Genomic DNA, 20,562 nt, shown 5'->3' on the forward strand with positions numbered 1-20,562 from the left:
CCCCTCAATCCTCGCAGTCTACCTTGGAGACCCCCCTCGGCCTGCTGACACGGCACACCTGGTCAACTTTGTCTATAACGTCCTCATTGTGGGTGACCACGATCAACTGCTCGGCGACGCCCTCAGAGGACACCCTGCCGATCAACTCCATCAAGGTCTCCCTCCTCTCCATGTCCAGCTCGCTCGTCGGCTCGTCCAATACCAGGAAGCCGACCCTCAAAGCCAGGGTCCTCTGCAGCGCCATCACATAAGCCAGGGCCAGAGCGCTCTGCTCCCCGCCGCTAAGCGCGGATACGGGCATGGGCTGGCTCCCCCTCCTCGATAGCGCCGAGACCTCGAACCCCTTCTCAGTATCCCGTATGTCGACGGCGTGGTACTCTAACCCGAACTTCTCAAGTATCTCGCTCATAGACCCCTCTATGGAGAGCCTAGCATTCTCCAGAAGCCTCTCCTGCACATCCATCAATATGGCCCCAGCCACCATAGCCGTGATAACCCTCTTCTTCACCTCGCTCCACGACTCGACCTCGCCCTTCAAACGCTCTATCTCCCGGGAGGCATCCTCTATCTCCCTATTGGCCCTCGCTATCTCATTCACGACATCATCCCTCCTCTCCTCCAACTCCTCCCTCCTCCTCTGCAACTCCTCCAGCTCCCTCTCTATACCCTCCAGCTCCTTCTCCAGCTCCCTAATGCCCTCAACCTCGGACTCCAACTCCCTGATCTTGCCCTGGAGCCTCTCCATTCCCTCTCTCAGCACTTCAACCTGGCCCGCCAGAGACGAGAGCCTTGAGAACTCCTCCGCAGCCCTGTCTACACGGCGCTTAGCATCAGCCATGCTAGCCGAGCCCGTCACAGCAAGTATCTCCCGTTTCAGCTCCTCTAGCTCCTCCTCCGTCCGCCCTAGCCGCTCCTCCAGCTCAGCGTGCTCTAGCTCCAGGGCCTTAACGTTAGAAGGATCTACTCCCCTCTTAGAGAGCCTCTCTAGGGCGCTATGGTATCGCCTCCACGGTTCCTCCAGCTCTTTCAGCCTCCTCCGACTCTCCTCTATCTCTCTATGTATCTCGGCTAGCTCCTTGTTTATCTCCTCTAGCTCCTCTACGAGCTTTGCATGTATCTCGGCATCCAGCTCTCTGGCTAGGCCCTCGGCTAGCCTGATGACCCTTTCGACGCTCCCGGCTAGGCCCTCCAGCCTCTCTATCTCAATGCTCAGCCTATGGGAGAGGCCTCGTAGCTCCTCTAGCCTGGCCTCTTCCTTGCCGAGTCGGTCCCTGAGCTCGCTTATCACCTTGGACTTATGCTCCTTGTTGAGCGGCCTCCCACACACTGGGCATCGGGGTTCTGTCGCCTTTAGCACGGCTTCAAGGGCCCTCCTCGCCTCCTCTATCTTGGACCTGGCTATGGCCTCCTCCCTGAGTATGTCCTCTAGCCTCTTCCTCGCCTCCTCTATCCTAGACTCTAGGCCTTCATACGCCTTTTTCACCGCCTCCAAGCCAGCCTCTATATCGCCTGGAGCCTCTACCCCCAGTTTCTTGCTGGCTTGCCTGATGAGCGCCCTGGTCCTGCTGGCTAGGTCCTCTATCTGCCTCTTCCTCTCTTCTATAGAGGATTTCCGCTTGGAGAGTTCCAGTTGCTTGTCGATCAACTCCCTTAGCTTCTCGTTGAGGCGCTCGTATTCCCTCGCGCTCTCAAGGGCCTCCTCCACGGTCCTGGCATCCTCTAGTATGGCCTTGACCTCGCCCAGCCTGGCCTCTAGCCTGGCCTTCTCGGCGAGGAGCCTATAGTACCGGTTTATGGATTCCTGCAGCCTGATTATCGTCTTCAGCTCTTCCAGCCTTTTCCTAGCTTGGACAGCCTCTTCCAGCCTCCCCGCGAGATCCCGGTATTCTCTCCGGAGCTCCTCTAGCTCCTCCTTCTTCCTGCGGAGCTCCCTTGCCCTGGCTTCTAGTTGTACAGTCCTCCTCTCCCTCTCTCGTATCTCCTCTTGTATAGTGTCTAGCTGGTTCTTCACCGTGGCCAGCTCCTTTTCGAGCGCCTCCGCCATTATCCTGTTCTTCTCAAGCCTCTCCCTCTCGCCGGCCATCTTCTCCCGCAGCTCTTCGAGTATCCTGTTGAGGCCCCGGTACCTCTGGCTCTGGGCCATTCTCTTGAGGTCTTTCGTCGATATGCGTGGCACGGGGTAGGTGTACAGGGGGTCCCTGTAGGTTATGGTCATCCGGTTCAGCTGTTCGAGGGCCTTCCTGTAGTCGGGGAGGCCGATGGCGGCTTCTATCAGCTTCTTGAACTCGCCTGGGCTTGACATCTTCTCGGCTATACTCCTCAACCCGCCCTGGGGGATTATCGTGGTCGACTTCACGAGGTCCTCGTAGTCTCTTGAGCGTATGTTCTTGATCCCCAGTATCTCTGCCATCTTAGCAGTGTAGTCTTGTATAGTGCTGGCCACTAGCCTGCCGTTCCTCTTCAACGCGACGCTCTTGGACTTCCTCCGGTCGCCCACCTCGTACCTTACAATGGCTTCAAGCAGGTCGCCGTCGGCCTCCATTAACAGCTTGATAACACCACTACGCCGCCCCCTGGTTACGAGGTCATAGTCCCTGCCCCGGAGAGTCTTCAGCGTGAGGGCCGCATACACGGCCTCTACTATACTGGATTTACCGGCCCCATTGGGGCCTACAAGCGCTAGGCTGCCGGAGCCTGGCAGGGCTAGCTGGGTGTTCTCGTGGGTTGTTATGTTCTGTAGCGTGATCCTCTTGATCTTGTACCTACGCGTCAACCCCTCCTCTCACCTCAACCCCTTCTCACGGGCTATCCTTAGGAGCTCCCCCTTCTCAGCCAGCCTATCGATGATAGAGTTCGCCTCTTCAACGTCTCCACTAGCCAGGGCGTCCTTCAAAGCAATCACGAGCCTAGCAGTCTCATCCCCCACCCCGTAGAGCCTCTTAACTAGCTCCACCGGATCCAACCCGGCCTCCACGACGTCTCCGGCAACCCTCTCCTGGACCCCATAGACGAGCCTATGGATATGGGGTACAACCACAACCCCCAAGGCCCTAGAGACCCTAGACACGGATGACTCCACCCTGGCGCGGGGTACTGAAGGGGCCAGAGCAACCGGGAGGTGGACGACAGCCTCCTCAACACCCCTACGCCCCTTGAGGGCCCTGGCAACCGCCTCCCTTAACCGGGCCTCGACGTGCAGCGGGTCCTCTAGCCTGGTCTCGGGGGCCACTATATGCTTCGCAACGACAACACCATACTCCTCCTGTATAACCGGCTCATCACCCGATAGATCCACCAGTATAGGCCCACGCTTATGCTGCGACCTGGCCTCCCTAACATTAAGCGGGTACAGGCTGCCGGGATAGACGGCTAGGGAGGGACCCTCCTCAGGCCTGATGATCCACCTCCCGTGGTGGTGGCCAAGCGCCGCGTATTCCACGCGCGGCAGGTCCCTCACGTTAGCCACCGCGGCGTCGGGCATGAGGGCGCCTTCAAGCCCGATGTGGGCGACGAATACCCTCGGCTTCCTTCTCGCGGCCAGCATCCTCCCGTACAGTGGTAGTAGTTTCTGGGCGAAGGCCCTCTGGTTCTCTATATGGGTCTTGTAGAACTGGTACACGCCCACCGTGGCTCCTCCCAGCTCTAGTATCGAGGCCGCGACCCTCTCCTCCACGCTGGACCCGCCCGGCCTGGGAGCGTAGACGCCTTCCACGGCCTCGGCTATGACCTCAAGCATCGTCCTGTCTCTCCTCCCCGGCGTATCATGCTCTCCATGGGCTAGGATCACCTTCACGCCCCTGCCCGCGATCTCCTTGAGGCTCCTTAGCACGTGTATGAAGACCTCGTTCTCGGGCCTCGGCCTGTCGAGTAGGTCTCCGGCTACCACGACCAGGCCCGGCTTGACCTCCAGGATATACTCTACCGCCTTGTTGAACGCCTCCATCACGTGCCTCTGAAGCCGGTCTAGGTGGTAGGGCCTGGCGCCTACGTGGGTGTCTGCTAGGTGTATTAGCTGCACAGTCTACGGACCTCCAGGGATAGTGTTAGTCGATGGTGATACCCTATAAGAACGGCTAGACTAGTAGCCCGGGGAAATATAGTGGTAACCGGGGTTGTGTATAAGCCCGCCTAGTACTTTTCCCTGGCCCTCTTCTCCCTAGCCAGCTCCCTCACGATATCGATTATCTCGCGCAGGCTAGTGCCGGGTAGGAAGACCTCCCGTACACCCATCCTCTTCAGGGGCTCGACGTCGGGGACCGGGATGGTCCCCCCGACCACTACTGGTATGTCGCGGGCGCCCAGCTTCTCTAGCTCCTCCATCAGCTTCTCTACGTGGTGCATGTGGGCGCCCGAGAGTATGCTCACCCCGATGACGTCTACGTCCTCCTGCACGGCCGCTATGGCTACCTGCCTGGGCGTCTGCCTTATCCCCGTGTAGACGACCTCGAAGCCTGCGTCCTTCAATGCACGCGCTATGACCTTGGCCCCCCTGTCGTGCCCGTCTATGCCCAGCTTCGCCACTAGCACCTTGTAGGGCCTCTCCCTGGGGGCCAGGAGGGCCTCCAGCTTGGCCTTAGTAGATTGGGGGCTCGACATAGACTCCGTACACCTCCTTGAGCGTGCCCATTATCTCTCCCAGGGTGGCGTAGGCCTTGGCCGCCTGTAGCACGTAGGGCATTATGTTCTCGCCCCTCTCGGCAGCCCTCCTCAGCTCATCCAAAGCCCTCTGCCACTTCTGCTGGTTCCTCGTGCTCCTCAGCTTCTTTATCCTCTCCTTCTGCCTCCTCTCTATCTCCTCCTGGTCGAACTCTAGCAGGGGCACGTTCCTCAGCTCGTCTATCTCCTCGCTCGTGAAGATGTTCACCCCAACTATGAACTTCCTGCCCTCCTCCACGTCCTTCTGGAACTGGTAGCTCGCCTCGGTTATCTCCCTCTGGGGGAACCCCTTCTTTACCGCCTCAAGCATCCCACCCATCCTCTCGATCCTCTCGATATACCTCCACGCCCTCTCCTCCATCTCATCGGTTAGCCACTCCACAAAGTAGGACCCAGCCAGGGGGTCGATCGTATCGGCCACCCCGGTCTCATAAGCTATTATCTGCTGCGTCCTCAGCGCTATCTTAGCCGCCAGCTCGCTCGGGACCCTGAAGGGCTCGTCGAAGCTGTTAGTGTGGAGGCTCTGGGTCCCGCCCAGCACCGCGGCCAGCGCCTCTATAGCGGTCCTCACTATGTTGTTGAAGGGCTCCTGGGCAGTCAGGCTGACCCCGGCCGTCTGGGTGTGGAACCTGAGCCACATGCTCCTGGGCTTCTTGGCGCCGAACCACTCCTTCATTATCTTGGCCCACATCCTCCTAGCCGCCCTGAACTTCGCTATCTCCTCGAAGAAGTTTATGTGGGAGTCGAAGAAGAAGCTGAGCCTCGGGGCGAACTCGTCCACGTCAAGCCCCCTGTTGATGAGCTGCCTCACATACTCTATACCATCGGCTATCGTGAAGGCCAGCTCCTGCACGGCAGTCGAGCCCGCCTCCCTTATGTGGTAGCCGGATATGCTGATGGGGTTCCACTTGGGCAGGTTCTTGACGCTCCACTCTATCAGGTCCATCGCCACCTTTACCGCTGGCTCGGGAGGGAAGACGTAGCTCTTCTGGGCTATGAACTCCTTGAGGGGGTCGTTCTGCGTGGTCCCGCCGATCCTCTCATGGGGCACGCCCTGCTTCTCGGCGGTGGCCACGTAGAAGCTTAGGAGTACTGGTGCGGGCGGGTTTATCGTCATGTTGGTGGTCACCTCTCCCATGTTTATCCCGTCGAATATGATCTCCATGTCCCTGAGGCTCGGGACGCTCACCCCTACTATCCCGACCTCCCCCTCGGCCAGCGGGTCGTCAGGGTCGATCCCTATCAGCGTGGGGTAGTCGAATGCCAGGCTGAGCCCCGTCTCGCCGTGCCTAATGAGGAATTTCAGCCTCTCATTGGTCTCCTCGGGTCCTCCGAAGCCGGAGAACATCCTCATGGTCCATAGCCTGGCCCTGTACATTGTAGCGTGTATTCCCCTGGTGTAGGGGTATTGGCCTGGGAAGCCCAGCTTCTCGAAGTAGTCAAAGTCCCGCAGGTCCCTTGGCGTGTAGAGCCTCTTGACGGGAATCCCTGAGAGTGTCGTGAACTCGCTCATCCTCTCGGGCAGCTTCTTAAGCCACTGGGGTACTAGCTCCCTCTCCCACCTCTCGTACTCGGATTCAATCCTCTCAAGCTCCTTCTTGTCGAAGAGTGGGGGCATCTTGAATCACTTCCCTGTGAAGCCCGCGTGTATTTATCCCGTGTGGTGTTATTGTATGGGCGTGGGCTAATTAGTCTATCACTTAAACGCTATAGACGCGGCTGGATGGGGTGTCCAGTGTGGGCGTGAAGCTCTACTCGGAGGTGCTGGGGAGGGAGGTAGAAGTCCCCGAGCACCCGGAGAGGATAGTGAGTCTAGCACCCGCCATAACAGAGACGCTATACCTACTCGGCCTAGAGGATAGGATAGCCGGGGTAAGCCACTTCTGCAACAAGCCGCCGAGAGCCAAGGAGAAGCCGAGGCTGGGGAGCTACTTCCAGGTCAACTACAAGAAGCTAGACGAGCTCAACCCAGACCTAATACTAGTCACCACAGGGGCCCAGAGACGCCTCGCACTAGAACTCGACGAGAAGGGCTACAGGGTCTACCCAATCCCACTACCAGTATCGGTCCCAGGCGTGATAGACATGACAGTCCAGGTAGGCCTGGTGACGGGGGAGATAGCAGGGGCCAGGAGGCTCTCCTCAACCCTCACAGAAAAGCTAGCACAGATCAAACCCCTAGGGGGAACGGTGAGGGCATACTACGAGATAGACCTGGGAGGCCCGGTCAGCATAGGGGCCAACAGCTACATAGGAGACGCCCTCGACAGGATAGGCCTAGACCACGCCTTCAAGGACAAGAGGCAGTCCTGGATAATCAACCCGAGCCCAGAGGAGATAATAGAATACGACCCCCAGGTCATAATCTACGAGAAAGCCCCCTACAAGCCCTACAAAGACGAGAAGATACTGGAAGACCTGAAAGCCCGGGGACTCGACAAGACCACAGCCCTCCGCGAAGGCAACATAGTAATACTAGAGCCCGACAGCCTAGCCCACTACGGGCCAAGCCTCATAGACACGCTAGCAACCCTAAGAGACAAGATAAAAGAACGACTAGGCTAGAAAGCCCAGGCAAGGGATCACCTAACCAAGACCCTATAGCCGAGGAGCTCACCCGCCAACACAAGCCTCTCCACATAATCACCCAACACCACGACGTAATGATTACCCGGGCTATCCCGAACCATCCACTCAACCCCGCCCTCAAACCCCACAACATACTGGGAGCGACACAAGCCAGGACGACCCCCACCACCTAGAACCACGCCCCTAGAAACGATAAACCACCCCCTAACAGGGTCAACCTTCAACACGGTAGCAACAGACCCGACAGGGGGCTCAACCGCCACCCCCAAGGGCCCGCCACTCTCAAAGTGGGTCGTGAGGGTGTAGCCTCCAACAGACAACGGAGCAGTACAGTGGGCGAAGACAGCGGTACGCTCATCCACGAGGTCCGCCAAGTTACCCATAAACGCCGGCTCACCCGACACGTAAGACGCGGCCATCATCCCCAGGAGCCCGTTCAAATCGCCCTCACACCCCGCCACAACACCCCTAGAATTATGAATAGCCAACGACAAGCACGGCGACACGTCCAACGCCTCAATAACCCTGAAACACTCCACAGTGAACGCATCAAGCCCGTAATCAGAGACCAGCCCCTCAAGGGCCATGTGGAGCCTAACAGCCCTCACAAGCCCCTCCACAGTCAAGGGACCCCGAATAAAGCCCAGGTACTCCCCGGCAGCCCTCCTAGCCTCCCCCTCACCGACCCCACGATACCTCCCATACAACTCCTCAAGGGGTATCTCGACGATCTCAACACCCAGCCCTGCAAGACTCTCGGGGTTGACAACGCTATACACCATCCAAGGCGGGCGCCCGCCAACCAAGCCAACCCTAGCACCCCTAAACCTAGAAACACCCCCGACGACAGCCGCATAACCCCCAGCAACCCTAGCCAAATCACCGCGCAGATGGGCCAGCGAAGCCCTAACACCCCGAAGCCTCAAAGCAGGCAACACCTCGACAGCCGCAGCCAAGCTATTATTACCACCATAGCTGAGCAGTAACACGCTACCCCCAAACCCCTCAAAGGCCTCCAAGACCACGTGCTCGGTACCACCACTCCCCACGAGGACAGCAACAGCCCGGCAATCACCCACAGCCCTACGAAGCCCGCCGGGACCGGTATAGACACCCCTATAGACGACGCCATAACCCTCAAACACCCCGGCAAGCCTAGACATGAGCCCCTCGACAACACCAACACCGTGAAGCCCCGACACAACACCCACAAGACAAGCCCCACCACTCAAACCAACCACACCCCCAACCCGACCACAAGAGGGTCAGACCATTGACCCAAGGCCATCCCCCAACAACAGGTAGCCACTATGTCGGCCACATCATCCCCAAAACAAACCAACAAGAAAAACAATAATAAACCATACACCCAACAACTCCAATTCCCTGATTTCCAGGGAATTAGGCGTAACCCGCATACCCCGGGGGTTAATGGAAAAACTAGGCCTTGTCCCCGGGAATTCTACACGTTCACCATCAGTTGTGGGGTGGAATTCCCTGGATTCCCGGGAATTCCGGGCCCAGCCGGGCAAAACACATACAACAATGATGGAAAAGAATAAATATGATGAGGACAACCCATACCATGAACTCCATGAAGAATCCACTGTATGGATGTGTGTTTAATGGGGGTTAAAGGCCCCCTTTAAACGTGGAATCTGACCGATAGAAGAGGCCTAAAGAAAACCATTAGCCCGAACTATACACAAAATCTAACATAGAATTGAAAGTTACCTCGTGCGGCCTTAGCCCCGTGACCAGTATTGTCGCGCAAAATCTAACATAGAATTGAAAGTTTCGAGGCAGTCTAGCATCTTGGCGACGAGCCCCGCGCCAAAATCTAACATAGAATTGAAAGCCAGCCATCAGCACTATGGTCAAGAGAAAGAGTAGCAATGGCCAAAATCTAACATAGAATTGAAAGAGCTGATGGCGTGGACGTAGACGATGAAGGAAATGCATACGTCAAAATCTAACATAGAATTGAAAGTATACCACTTCCCTTGAGGTCCTCTACTTGAGAACCATCAAAATCTAACATAGAATTGAAAGCCCCCCGGGGCCCCTCCTCCTGGCCAATGAATTAAGCAAAATCTAACATAGAATTGAAAGGTCAATGCGGACATCCCGTTCCTTCGCAGTCACGATAGCAAAATCTAACATAGAATTGAAAGATGGTCTCATAGTCATATTCCTTTTTCTAGTCTACAAAATCTAACATAGAATTGAAAGAACACGAATCTCCCCATCAACGCTCACATATCTACCAACCCCAAAATCTAACATAGAATTGAAAGAGCTAACGGGGGCGTTTATTTCCGCTTTGACCGGGGCTCTTTCCCCAAAATCTAACATAGAATTGAAAGAAGATATACTTGAACCTCTTGTACTCCCTAGGTTTACGCTTCAAAATCTAACATAGAATTGAAAGGATGAAATCTATAAGCCATACGATCGGCTGAGGCGTAGCAAAATCTAACATAGAATTGAAAGGCCGCGTACGGGTGTACTAGCCATGGCGGGGAAGAGGAGCAAAATCTAACATAGAATTGAAAGGACAACAATTCTGGTGTAATAATCATATATTTCTCGTTTATCAAAATCTAACATAGAATTGAAAGTTCCTACTCCAGCGGTTTTCCTTCCCTCAACCTGTTCTCAAAATCTAACATAGAATTGAAAGTTCAACGTCATTATAGTTTATTCGTTTTTGGTGAAGACGCTGAACAAAATCTAACATAGAATTGAAAGTGTAAGGGTGGGAGGAGGGTCCCTAGTGCTAGCTGCCCAAAATCTAACATAGAATTGAAAGAATCTACACCTATCCCGCGTTCCTAGAGAAATTCCTCAAGACGAAGTGCAAAATCTAACATAGAATTGAAAGGACAGATACAATTCATCTATATCAAATTCCGGATAGTTGTCATATCCAAAATCTAACATAGAATTGAAAGTCCAGTTTTGTTATACAATTAGGGTCTCCAACTACAAGGACAAAATCTAACATAGAATTGAAAGATGACGAAGTTGCTATAGTTCGCCGCCAACCGAGGTATCAAAATCTAACATAGAATTGAAAGCTCCTCCTCAGCCAGCCTGGGATAATCTAGCTTAGCCCAAAATCTAACATAGAATTGAAAGCTACAAGTCCGGCCTCCAACTAGCCACATACATGGCAAAATCTAACATAGAATTGAAAGTATAGTTGCCAGCTGGAACATTAGCGATGTAGTCCTCGACCATCAAAATCTAACATAGAATTGAAAGGGTCGTGGAGCCGAACTCCACGGTCTACTACCGGGACGTGTACATCAAAATCTAACATAGAATTGAAAGTGCCATATCTCTGTGTATATTCTGTGGATCATTTTGAGCCCCTCGAAAATCTAACATAGAATTGAAAGCTGGCAATCTACAATCATGTTAGCAGCAGTCCGTAGCTTCAAAATCTAACATAGAATTGAAAGCTTTGTGGTTCTTCTTTGGTATTTTTGCTTTCGGAGCCAAAATCTAACATAGAATTGGGTGGTAAGGCTGGAGACAATGACTTGAACATACGTGTAAGTCGAGCCGCCAGATACTTAGCTCAGGGTGTAGGCGAGGCTGTATGCATCCCTCCAGGGGGCAGGGACTCGTGCCACAACTGCACCGGTAATTGCAATGTTAAGAAACCTGAGCACAGGGTGTTCGTCGCCCACGCGGGCCTCAACTATGATATCATAGAGGTGCATTATATTCCAGGTGCTGGGAGTGCTGAGGAGGCTGTTAAGCTGTCGTATCTGAACTGTAAAGAGACGGATGATGTGCTCTATAACGTGTCTGTTAAATTGCTGGAGGAGCTAGCCGGTAGATTCTAGTTCTTCTAGTTTGCTTGGAGTTGCCTCGTATTCCTCCACAGACGGGTAGGTTCCGAGTCCGGTTTTTAAGGGTCTTTACGGGACGTATTCGAAATTCTAGGGGTGTGCATCTCGGTTATCTATACGCGCGTTCTCGGGGACCTATGTAGTGTACTGTGATGCTTTTCGAACTCCAATCTATGGTGTAGACGATGCGCAGGTCTCCTAGGCGGATCCTAAAGGTGTCCTTGTATCCTTTGAGCTTCTTTAGATCGTATCTTTTGTATGGGATAGGATTACTCGACAGTTCATCGAGTACTTCTAGTACTCTAAGCTTGTAATCTGTGGGGAGTGGTTCTAGAGCTTTGAAGGCGCGGCGTTTCACCTTTACACTGAAAAATGAGGAAAATTCGTCCTTAGGCTTGGAACCGGCCATTTTCTCTCCCCGAATCTAGTTTACAGAATTAAAAGTCGGTCCTCGTTATCGTTCGAGGCAGCCCTCGCATTAGGACTTTTCCATTAGCTTTCTTTTGACTTCGTTAAGGTCAATTAGCTCGTCCTTTGACTCTATAGCCTCGATCTCATCCGGAAGAGGCTCTTCCTCCTCTATACCTTTCTCCATGATAAAACGCAGCATTGACTCCAGCCTAGCAAGCCTCTCCTTTATCTCCCTGATCTCAGACAAGAGCTCCGGGCTAGACAACCTTCCTCCCACATTACCTAGCATAGCGCTACACTCCATAAAAGCACTTAGCCAGATACAGCGCCATTAAGCTATCCCGCACAACCCGCGTTGAGAGGAAGGGTAGGCAAGAGGGATGCCCTGCACTACACCTCGATTATCCGGCATCTTTAGTACCCTAGTATTCGTTGCCTTGGAGGGAGGCTCGTGTACTAGTCGATCCACCCTTCAATCCACCGGGTAGTGTACTGGGCCTGGTACACTGTACCCTGGTGTTACCCCATGGGGCCTGGGCGCTGACTAGGTTACCCTTGATATAGCTCATAGCCCCTGTAGGGCCTCCTCGTGGGGCCGCCTGTATTACCTTGTATAGTAATTATTTTTATATATATATAGCGTCGTTTTAGGGTATTATTCTATCAACGCCTAGCCCTATCCCTGGACTGTCTTGTATAGCTGAATGGGGCATGACTTGGGTGTTGGCCTGGGCTTTATATTACCTGTTTCCCTGTACATGTATTAGTTTTTTGGTGTTACGTACCGTGGCGTCTGGGTGGTTTTGCCCGCCACGTGTGCTGTATTGTGTGGGTCTCGTAGGGGCGTTGTCCGGCGGGGGTGTTACCGGTCTTTTCCAAGCTATTTAGTCATTATTTATTATTTTATATTGATTATTTTATTTGTACTCTGGGAGGGTAGAGTTAACTGGGCCTTAACTCTACCACCCCCGCGAGAAAGGGTAGAGTTAACCGAAAACTAACTGCGGCACTGGTTGAAAAAGAGTTAAACGAGAGTTAGGCCCTCAAGGCCCTACTACGACTCACTAAAACAACCAGGATCCCTGTCAAAACCCCGGCAACAGCCAAGACAGGCTCCGGCACAGGAACAGGATCCGTAACATCGTCGCCTAGATAGCTGTTGGGAGTGTTATCCCCCGTGGCCGCGATCACGTCTATTATCCCAGCCGAGACCCGATCCGAGACACCTGCATGGGTTATCTCGGTTGTCGTCTCATAGGTGGGGCTAGAGACGACAGGAGTGCCCAATGAGTCAACATTTAGACCATCGCTGGGCGCGCTGAAACTTGGTACAGTCACCCATTTATAGAGCTCTCCTCCGTTCTGGGCTGGACTCGCTAGCAGGGCTAACACGGATGTGGACCCCTCGGCGTCGCTAAAGGAGTCTGTAGTCGCTCCGAGGAATATATAGTCAGTTATGACCGACTGAGAGGCTCTAACTTCAATATCATTATAGTATCCATAATAGACGAGTGCTTTTAGCGGGGCCAGGTCTCTACCGTCAAGCTCCATCATGAACAGATCGTAGCTGCCCGTGCCCTTCATGAAGGACCCAGTTATGTAGATCTTCCCGTTGTATGCCGGGACTATGTTGACCCCGATTAGCAGATCTCCGCTGTCGTAGCCGTATTCCCTGTAGTAGAGCGGTGTGTCCGCGGCGCGGAGCGCGAAGACCCTTGTATAAATCCCTCCAGCCGTGTTCTTGAAGGGCATCACGGCAACAACTAAGTGATTGCTTTCGTTTATTGCGAGTCCCGGTATGTATTTGGTCGCCCATTCCTCCTTCGTGAACCTATACGTGGTTACATAATTCTCCGCTTTTATATCGAATACGTCCAGGTGTAGTGCACCTAATTTACTGCCGATGAGACTGTAGAGGTAGGATGTCTCGTCGTCGGGGTTATAGAGTACGCCTGCATCCAACCCGATCAGTGCATCGGTAGTCCACTTGAACTGTAGTGCATAATAGACAGGGGAGCCCGTCGAGGAGAACCTATTGAAGATTATGCTGTATGCATATCCCTCTCCGTCGAAGCCAGATACGATGAACCCGTAGTCGGGATTATACTTTATCCGAGTAATGTTGAGGTACACTTCTGAGGGTAAGGTGATTTGGTAGACTTCTATGCGCTCCTCGCTTATACCATAGGTTTTCGCGGGTATCTTAAAGATGTATCCTCTATCGGTCGCCACGTAGAGGTATGTGCCGTTGCATGTAGCCGATGTGGGGATTCCGGACCCTGTGTATCTTATGTAGCCTGTCTCATATGTATCGTCAGCAAGGTATGCCTTCCCGCTATCCCAGTAGAAGGATTCGATGTAGAAGGAGTCGGTCTCCGAGCTTACTCTGTAGACTGCGAAGACCCTATCCTCGCCGGTTAGGTCCTTGTAGTATGCGAGGGCTCTTAATTCGAGGTTTCCTGAGGGTAGAGTGACGAGGCTGTCCCAATGGTCTTTTGGCTGGCCCTGTGCTACATGTCCTGTTGTCGAAAGGAAGAATAGTATTACGAGGACGATTGTAAATAAATTAAGTTTATCCATATCATGCACGCTCCCAGTATAGACTCACCTTGATATACACCTAGCACGTATGGAGTTAGTTCTATATATTAGAATAACATTAACAATATAGATTATAGTGATAGTAAATTTATTTATAGGCAGCAATCTAACCATGAGGGAGAATGTCTTGCGGCCTATCCTTGGGTGTACATTGTCAACGGATCCTGTGTATGGATTGATACACTAGTTTATGTACTGTTCGGTGTATAGGCTCGTTCACTGGCATCCGCTACTCTACTGGGAGTTGGCTCCTGTCTGTGTAGCCTACTGTGTAGTATTTTGGTTTGAGTTCCTTGATTATGAGGTCCCAGGCCTTCCATGGGTCTGCACTGTCGCCGCAGGTGTAGGCGTCGAATGTGGCGTAGTCGTAGTGGGGCCATGTGTGGAGGGCCACGTGGCTTTCTAGGACTAGGGCTATAACGCTGACGCCCCCCTTCTCTCCCTCAATCCTCCAGCTCTTCAAGTCGTGTAGTGTGGCGCCGGCCGCCTCCACGGCCCTTTTTATGAGGTCTCTGAGGTATTCCTCGTCTACGGCTTTCTCCCTTGGTATGCCGTAGAGGCTCCCGTAGACGTGCCGCCCTACTATGTAGTCTCCCTTCAACTCTGCAGCCCTCCCATAAGCCCTACAGGCACTACGCCGAGGGTTTTAAGCATGTCCCTCACAGGCCTTGGCGTCCCAGTGGCTCTTGCCGCGGGCCATGTCCCTGACGTGACCGGCAATCTCGGCGAGTATCTCTAGGCTCACTCTAACGGCGTCGGGGCTACCGGGCGACACGGCTACGAGGGTCCCTCCGATCATGTAGGCGGAGGCCCTGGAGAGGGTGGCTCGTAGCCCCACGCTCTCCACGCTACGCATCCTATGCAGCTCCCCGAAGCCCGGCACCCGGCGGTCGGCTATAGCCTCCAACACGTCTATCGAGACGTCACGCTTTGACAGGCCCGTTCCTCCCGTCACCAGGACCACATCGGCCCTGCTGGCGGCGTCGACAACTGCCTGTCTTATCATGAAGGGGTTGTTCGGGACAACCCTCCTATACGCTAATAGGTGGCCCATCTCCTCCAAGTACTCCCTTGCCAGGGGAGTTAGCCTGTCCTCCTTCTCCCCCCGGTAGACTCTATCGCTAGTCACTACGAGGGCGAACCACGCCAACCAGCCTCCCCACGGTGGAGAGGCCCGGGTGGAGGGCTATAACTTAACGCCGCCATACAAGCCAGAATGGTATGGGGGTCGCGTGCGGTGTATAAGCAGGCGATAGTCCTGAGGAGGGACCTTGACATGGGTAGGGGGAAGGCCGCCGCCCAGGCAGCCCATGCATCGTGTGAGGCGGTGTTCAAGATACTTGACTCCAGGAATAGGAGGTGGCTTGAGTGGCTTGAGGCCTGGAGGAGGGAGGGGCAGAAGAAGGTCGTGCTGAGGGTCGAGGGCCTGGAGGAGCTCCTAGAGCTTTATGAGAGGGCTAGGGTCGACGGCCTGCCGGCGTCGATAGTGGTGGACGCGGGGCACACACAGCTACCCCCGGGGACCAGGACGGCGGTAGCCATAGGCCCGGCCCCCTCAGCGCTCGTGGACAGGATAACGGGGTCCCTCAAGCTCTACTAGAGTGGGCCGCTCCTGGAGTGTAAGAGGACCACCTCCTCAACAACCGGCGAGCCGTACACCCGGCCTCGGCGAGTAGGGGCCCAGTCACCGCGGCCACTTCCGAGAGGAGTATGACTGGCATAGTTATACTCTTACCCATTCCACACGGTTGAGGGGAGGGTCCCTCTAGGGTTGGACTGGGGCTTGGAGAGGGCATTGGAGAGGCTGTGGGGACTAGAGTTCGAGCCAGCCACACCCATGGTCTCAAGACTCTCCAGGCCCAAGGGATTCATAGTGGCCGAGAGGAGGATCAAAGCCTCCCCTAGGGGACCCTACGCGGTATACCTGGTCGGGAAGGAGGGCCACACAACGCTACGGGTGGCCCGCGAGCTCTCCAGGCTCCTCGGAGGAGAAGTCCGCTTCCTCGGCTTGAAGGACTCCAACGCGGTGACCTACCAGTACATGTTTGTCCGAGCCGGGAGGGACCCTCCCACGGTAGTGGAGGGGAGGGGCTTCAAGGCATGGCTAGTGGGATACAGAGAGAAGCCCCCGGCCCTGGGGGGCCACCTGTGGAACAACTTCCGCCTCGACGTTGAAATCGTAGAGGGGGACCCGGATGGCCTATGCAGTGCCGCTAAGGGCCTGGTTGTACCGGGCCTGTACGGCCCCCAGAGGTTCGGCGTTGACAGGCCAAACACCCACCTAGTAGGCCTCCTCCTCAAGCTAGCCGGATACGGGTTGATAGTCGCGGAGTATCGCTACAGGTATCCCCTCCAGGGGAGTTATAGTGGTGGCTACGAGGAGAGAGCCCTCAGGGAGGTCCGGGCCGCGGGGGACCCTCTAAGGGTTCTGAAGGGACTACCTGCGTCGATTGCTGTGGAGGCGCTCCAATCCTACATCTGGAACCGGATGGTCTCCACGGTTTACAGGCTGAGGGACCCTCCCCTCGTCTATGAGAGGGAGACGGGGGCCCTCTGCCCTGAAAGGGGGACTGCCTGGGCCTCCAGGCTCCCGAGTAGGAGGCTCTACTGGTCCCGGGGCGACTGGGCTAGGCTCCTCCGGAGGATTCTCTCTGGGGAGGCGCTCTCTCCCTGGATCCTGCCGGCTAGGGCCCCGATGAGGCCCGTCGGGGTCGAGCCTTGCAGGCTTGCCTGTAGGGTCCTGGATCCTGCTAGGGCCAGGCTCTGGGTCTCCCTCCCGAGGGGCCTCTACGCTACCATGGTTGTCAGGGCCCTTTCATACGTGGAGTGGCTTGGCGGCCTCGGCGGGATGGATTAATAGTGGCCTGGTATAGTATCGTGTAGGCGGGGTTGCAGGATGGCCTATGTCTCTGGGACTATAGTGAGGCCCGAGGGGGCTAGGGCCCTCGTGGGTATAATCGGTGGCAGCGGGTTATATGATCCTGGCATTGTGGAGGATCCCGTTGAGGTCCGCGTCTACACGCCCTATGGCGAGCCGAGCGACTTCATAACCGTGGGCAAGGTATCCGGTGTGCCGGTGGCCTTCCTGCCCAGGCATGGCAGGGGGCATAGGATCCCGCCCCACATGATAAACTACAGGGCCAACATATGGGCTTTGAAGAGCCTCGGGGTAAAGTGGATTGTGAGCGTGTCGGCGGTGGGCAGCCTGAGGATGGACTATAGGCCCGGCGACTTTGTTGTCCCGGACCAGTTCATCGACATGACCAAGTCGAGGAAGTACACGTTCTTCGACGGGCCCGTGACTGCCCACGTGAGCATGGCGGACCCCTTCTGCGAAGACCTAAGGAAGGAGATTGTAGAGACTACACGGAGCCTAGGCTACCCGGTCCACGACAAGGGGACCTACGTCTGCATAGAGGGCCCCCGGTTCTCGACTAGGGCCGAGAGCAGGGTGTGGAAGGACGTGTTCAAAGCCGACATAATAGGCATGACACTCGTCCCCGAGGTGAACCTGGCCTGCGAGGCCCAGATATGCTACGCCACCCTAGCCATGGTGACCGACTACGACGTGTGGGCCGACCACCCGGTCACGGCCGAGGAGGTCGAGAGGATAATGAAGCAGAACGTATCCAGGGCCAGGGAAATCCTCTACAAGCTAATACCAAGGCTCGGGAGGGACCCCCGCCGGGAGGAATGTAGCTGTTGCAGGGCGCTCGACATTGCACTCGTCTAACACAGCGAGGGAAGCCATACTAGAGGCGATTAGGGAGGCCAGGAGGCTAGAGGGACCCCCCATACGGGACGACGCGATAATAACCTACACCTGGGACGCGAAGCCCGCGGCCCACATACTCTATATAACACTACTACACGCCGGGCTGAGGACCACGCTAGCCCACGCCGCCCTGGCCAGCGTGCATATACTACCATACCGGGAGACCGGCACCGTGATAGCATACACTTCCAGCGATAGGGATGTTAGAGTCGTGAACGTTGCAATGGCGGCCTCGGCGCTAGGACTAGAAGCCTACGTTGTAGGCCCCGAGATGCACCCGGCCGTCGAGGAGACCCTCGACCAGACAGGCGCCAAAAGGATCACGGTACCCGGCGAGTACCCCCTCATGACGATGATGGTAGCGTCACTCCTCTGGAGGCCCCGCCTCCTGGGCGCCCGGGAAGAGAGGGTTCGGAGCGAGGTGGAGGCCCTGCCAGAGGCGCTAGAGTGGGTTGAATCCAGGTACTCCAGGGAGATAGAGCTGGCCTCCAAGGGAGGCTACGAGGGACTCCTCTACACGCCATCCATAGAGGCGGCGGCCCTCTACCACAGCATGCTAACAGGCACACCAGCCCGTCCCCTGGACGAGGTGGCCAGGGCGAGGCCCAGCTCCAGGTACCTGGCGTACATCGCCGGGGTCGACGAGCACAACTACAGGGACCTCCTCTTAAAGGCCAGCCTAGGCCAGGTCAAGATCGACAAGGTAATAGTGGATACCGACCCGGTCACGCTAAACATCTACGGGGCCATGATAGCCTCGCTAGCCCTTGGAAGGGTCTTGTAGGGCCCCGGAGGGTCCCTCTAGTGCCTAGGGTACGCTACGAGAGGGCCGACGACGTCTGCGAGGCCATTAAACTCATACTATCAATGGGGCTACTCCCACACATAGACCCGTCTAGGATCCACTGCGTGAGGAGTAGAGGCTCCTCCACGAGGGTGGTGGCCAGGATCTACGGGTTGCCGAGGCCCTGGATTGTCGCGGGCCTAGAGCCCGGGTATGTGATAGAGGTGGTCTCGGAGAGGTTTGATAGCCTCGACTGCCGTGGGAAGCTGAAGACGCTGCTGCACGAGTTGCTGCACATACCCAAGACCTTCTCCGGGGCGTTGAGGCCCCATGGGAGGTATGTGAACAGCCGGGTCGTCGGCGCCTTGTATAGGAGGGTTAGGGGCCTGGAGGGAGAGGTCTGCCGGGCCCTATCGGGCCGCCGTGGATAGCTTCTCCCTGTATAGCTGGTATAGCTTCTCAAGCCCATACTCTAGTGGTACGAGGGGTCTCCACCTGGAGGCTCCCGTTATCTTAGCTATATCAGCGATGCTTCTCAAGACGTCGCCGGGCCTCGGGTTCGCTATGACGACCTCGACAGGCTCCCCATGTATCCTGACTATGAGGTCGGCGAGGTCCCTTATGGACACGCCCTTCCCCGACCCCACGTTATAGACTCCCGGGGCCAGGTCCATAGACTCCTCGACAGCCCTCACGACGTCTATCACGTGCACGAAATCCCTCACCTGGCCCCCACCACCCTCCAATCTAATATAGCCTCCCCCCAGGGCCGCTGTTATGAACTCATACACGACACCTGGATTATTTCGCAGCCACTCCCCGGGCCCGTAGACGTTGAACACCCTCAGTACGACGACGGGGACTCGCCTCTCGGTGTAGAGCGAGTATATTATAGTCTCCCCTGCGAGCCTGCTAGCACCATACCAGTTGACGGGGAGGGTCCTATGGCTCTCGGGTATTGGCGTGTGCTCCGCCTCGCCATAGACGGCGGCCGTGGATAGGTGTATAACCTTCTCGACGCTGGAGCCGATCACGGCCTCGTGTATCCTGTAGGCGAGCTCGACGTTAGCCCTATACGCATCGCCGGTCCTCATCCTAGCCTCGTTCACGCCCTCGAACTCATAGGCGTTTACGACGACATCGACACCCCTAACATAGTCCAGTAAACCCACGCTAGCCGGCCCGGCCCTATGGACCTCTAACCCCTCAACGGGCCCAGGACACCTCCTATCGTCGAGGACGGACACGCGATAACCCCTCTCCGCGAGGGTTCGAGCAGCATCGTATCCTATGAACCGGCACCCACCCAATACAAGCACGTTCAACAGCGCTCACCCCACGGGGTAGAGGGACCCTCTTCTCCGCCGAGCCCCGGGTTTAGTTGGGGGCTAGTAGTCGTCCATTAGGCATTCCCTCGCGACGGACATGAGCACGTCCCACATGCTCACTACCCCTATAGGCTTGTCCTCCTCGTCTACTACCACCACGTGCTTGACCCCGGCAGTCTTCATCTTGGATAGGATGCTGGAGAGCTCCTCGTCCAAGCTCCCCGTTATGACGCTGGTAGCCATTACAGTCGACACCCTCGGGTTCCTCCTAGCCTCCCCCGACGCCACCAGGTACAACACATCCCTCCTGGTAAGTATCCCAGCCAGCCTCCCCCCGGGCTCAACCACGACAACGCTACCAACGTTACTCTCGTACATAACCCTGCTAGCCTCCTCAAGCGTAGAATCGGGCTGGATCGACACAACCGGGGTACTCATAACCTCATAAGCCCTCCTCTCCAGGCCCCTACACTCCCCCTTCAAACCAAGACACCCTTGAGGAGGCGCACGGTCCCCCAGGGGAGGGTCCCCCAGTAGCCCGGGGCCAGAGGGTCC

19 protein-coding genes and 1 CRISPR repeat array are annotated in these 20,562 nt (G+C 55.8%); of the genes, 7 read left to right on the forward strand and 12 right to left on the reverse strand.

Going from position 1 to position 20,562, the window contains the following annotated elements:
* Positions 1-4: 4 nt before the first annotated feature.
* The 4 genes from F7C38_00485 to F7C38_00500 form a co-directional block, all read right to left on the reverse strand.
* Positions 5-2,773 (reverse strand): SMC family ATPase, encoded by a 2,769-nt coding sequence (locus F7C38_00485; GenBank protein ID MCE4600029.1) that lies wholly within the window; start codon positions 2,771-2,773, stop codon positions 5-7.
* Positions 2,774-2,782: 9 nt separating this feature from the next.
* Positions 2,783-4,018 carry a metallophosphoesterase family protein gene (locus F7C38_00490; protein MCE4600030.1) on the reverse strand — a complete coding sequence of 412 codons (1,236 nt, stop codon included), beginning with the start codon at positions 4,016-4,018 and terminating at the stop codon, positions 2,783-2,785.
* A 110-nt stretch (positions 4,019-4,128) separates the two neighbouring features.
* Positions 4,129-4,596 (reverse strand): cobalamin B12-binding domain-containing protein, encoded by a 468-nt coding sequence (locus F7C38_00495; GenBank protein ID MCE4600031.1) that lies wholly within the window; start codon positions 4,594-4,596, stop codon positions 4,129-4,131.
* Entirely contained in the window at positions 4,574-6,274 is a 1,701-nt protein-coding gene (locus tag F7C38_00500; protein ID MCE4600032.1) for a methylmalonyl-CoA mutase family protein, read from the reverse strand. Before F7C38_00500 ends, F7C38_00495 begins: the two co-directional genes overlap by 23 nt.
* 119 nt (positions 6,275-6,393) lie before the next feature.
* On the opposite strand from F7C38_00500, the gene F7C38_00505 reads away from it, so the two are divergent.
* Positions 6,394-7,221 carry an ABC transporter substrate-binding protein gene (locus tag F7C38_00505; protein MCE4600033.1) on the forward strand — a complete coding sequence of 276 codons (828 nt, stop codon included), beginning with the start codon at positions 6,394-6,396 and terminating at the stop codon, positions 7,219-7,221.
* Between the two features lie 17 nt (positions 7,222-7,238).
* Here F7C38_00505 and F7C38_00510 read toward each other — a convergent pair whose 3' ends face one another.
* On the reverse strand, positions 7,239-8,477 hold the full coding sequence (locus tag F7C38_00510; protein MCE4600034.1) for a hypothetical protein: 1,239 nt from the start codon (positions 8,475-8,477) through the stop codon (positions 7,239-7,241).
* A 474-nt stretch (positions 8,478-8,951) separates the two neighbouring features.
* Positions 8,952-10,773: direct repeats of the CRISPR family, unit length 24 nt; unit sequence CAAAATCTAACATAGAATTGAAAG.
* 20 nt (positions 10,774-10,793) lie between these two features.
* Here F7C38_00510 and F7C38_00515 point away from each other — a divergent pair.
* Positions 10,794-11,102: a hypothetical protein gene (locus tag F7C38_00515; GenBank protein ID MCE4600035.1), complete on the forward strand. Its 309-nt coding sequence runs from the start codon at positions 10,794-10,796 to the stop codon at positions 11,100-11,102.
* Between the two features lie 115 nt (positions 11,103-11,217).
* Here F7C38_00515 and F7C38_00520 read toward each other — a convergent pair whose 3' ends face one another.
* The 5 genes from F7C38_00520 to F7C38_00540 all read right to left on the reverse strand — a co-directional run bounded on the left by F7C38_00520 (position 11,218) and on the right by F7C38_00540 (position 15,270).
* Positions 11,218-11,517, reverse strand: coding sequence for a type II toxin-antitoxin system RelE/ParE family toxin (locus F7C38_00520; protein MCE4600036.1), 300 nt, complete (start codon positions 11,515-11,517; stop codon positions 11,218-11,220).
* Between the two features lie 69 nt (positions 11,518-11,586).
* Positions 11,587-11,784 (reverse strand): hypothetical protein, encoded by a 198-nt coding sequence (locus tag F7C38_00525; protein MCE4600037.1) that lies wholly within the window; start codon positions 11,782-11,784, stop codon positions 11,587-11,589.
* Positions 11,785-12,554: 770 nt separating this feature from the next.
* Positions 12,555-14,099 (reverse strand): hypothetical protein, encoded by a 1,545-nt coding sequence (locus F7C38_00530; protein ID MCE4600038.1) that lies wholly within the window; start codon positions 14,097-14,099, stop codon positions 12,555-12,557.
* Positions 14,100-14,349: 250 nt separating this feature from the next.
* Positions 14,350-14,721 carry an adenosylmethionine decarboxylase gene (speD, locus tag F7C38_00535; GenBank protein MCE4600039.1) on the reverse strand — a complete coding sequence of 124 codons (372 nt, stop codon included), beginning with the start codon at positions 14,719-14,721 and terminating at the stop codon, positions 14,350-14,352.
* Positions 14,722-14,766: 45 nt separating this feature from the next.
* Positions 14,767-15,270 carry a molybdenum cofactor biosynthesis protein MoaB gene (locus tag F7C38_00540; protein MCE4600040.1) on the reverse strand — a complete coding sequence of 168 codons (504 nt, stop codon included), beginning with the start codon at positions 15,268-15,270 and terminating at the stop codon, positions 14,767-14,769.
* Between the two features lie 66 nt (positions 15,271-15,336).
* Here F7C38_00540 and pth2 point away from each other — a divergent pair, with 66 nt between their 5' ends.
* From pth2 to F7C38_00565, 5 genes are all read left to right on the forward strand, one after another.
* Positions 15,337-15,720, forward strand: coding sequence for a peptidyl-tRNA hydrolase Pth2 (gene pth2, locus F7C38_00545; GenBank protein ID MCE4600041.1), 384 nt, complete (start codon positions 15,337-15,339; stop codon positions 15,718-15,720).
* A gap of 183 nt (positions 15,721-15,903) precedes the next feature.
* Complete coding sequence (gene truD, locus F7C38_00550; protein ID MCE4600042.1) at positions 15,904-16,977, forward strand: tRNA pseudouridine(13) synthase TruD; 1,074 nt, start codon at positions 15,904-15,906, stop codon at positions 16,975-16,977.
* Between the two features lie 39 nt (positions 16,978-17,016).
* Positions 17,017-17,853, forward strand: coding sequence for an S-methyl-5'-thioadenosine phosphorylase (locus F7C38_00555; protein MCE4600043.1), 837 nt, complete (start codon positions 17,017-17,019; stop codon positions 17,851-17,853).
* Entirely contained in the window at positions 17,840-18,679 is an 840-nt protein-coding gene (locus F7C38_00560) for a hypothetical protein (GenBank protein MCE4600044.1), read from the forward strand. Before F7C38_00555 ends, F7C38_00560 begins: the two co-directional genes overlap by 14 nt.
* 20 nt (positions 18,680-18,699) lie before the next feature.
* On the forward strand, positions 18,700-19,110 hold the full coding sequence (locus F7C38_00565) for a metallopeptidase (protein ID MCE4600045.1): 411 nt from the start codon (positions 18,700-18,702) through the stop codon (positions 19,108-19,110).
* Here the strand turns inward: F7C38_00565 and F7C38_00570 are convergent.
* Together F7C38_00570 and F7C38_00575 are read right to left on the reverse strand one after the other, a co-directional pair.
* Positions 19,090-19,998, reverse strand: coding sequence for an NAD-dependent epimerase/dehydratase family protein (locus F7C38_00570; GenBank protein ID MCE4600046.1), 909 nt, complete (start codon positions 19,996-19,998; stop codon positions 19,090-19,092). The genes F7C38_00565 and F7C38_00570 overlap by 21 nt on opposite strands.
* 69 nt (positions 19,999-20,067) lie before the next feature.
* On the reverse strand, positions 20,068-20,490 hold the full coding sequence (locus tag F7C38_00575) for a CBS domain-containing protein (GenBank protein ID MCE4600047.1): 423 nt from the start codon (positions 20,488-20,490) through the stop codon (positions 20,068-20,070).
* Positions 20,491-20,562: the final 72 nt, after the last annotated feature.

Origin of the sequence: Candidatus Thermodiscus eudorianus (genome assembly GCA_015521085.1) — an archaeon.
GTDB classification, from domain to species: domain Archaea; phylum Thermoproteota; class Thermoprotei_A; order Sulfolobales; family Acidilobaceae; genus Thermodiscus; species Thermodiscus eudorianus.

Coding starts and splice junctions, on each gene's coding strand:
- F7C38_00495 (MCE4600031.1), bottom strand. CDS start 4,596: ATGTCGAGCCCCCAATCTACTAAGGCCAAGCTGGAGGCCCTCCTGGCC.
- F7C38_00500 (MCE4600032.1), bottom strand. CDS start 6,274: ATGCCCCCACTCTTCGACAAGAAGGAGCTTGAGAGGATTGAATCCGAG.
- F7C38_00520 (MCE4600036.1), bottom strand. CDS start 11,517: ATGGCCGGTTCCAAGCCTAAGGACGAATTTTCCTCATTTTTCAGTGTA.
- F7C38_00530 (MCE4600038.1), bottom strand. CDS start 14,099: ATGGATAAACTTAATTTATTTACAATCGTCCTCGTAATACTATTCTTC.
- pth2 (MCE4600041.1), top strand. CDS start 15,337: ATGGTATGGGGGTCGCGTGCGGTGTATAAGCAGGCGATAGTCCTGAGG.
- F7C38_00555 (MCE4600043.1), top strand. CDS start 17,017: ATGGCCTATGTCTCTGGGACTATAGTGAGGCCCGAGGGGGCTAGGGCC.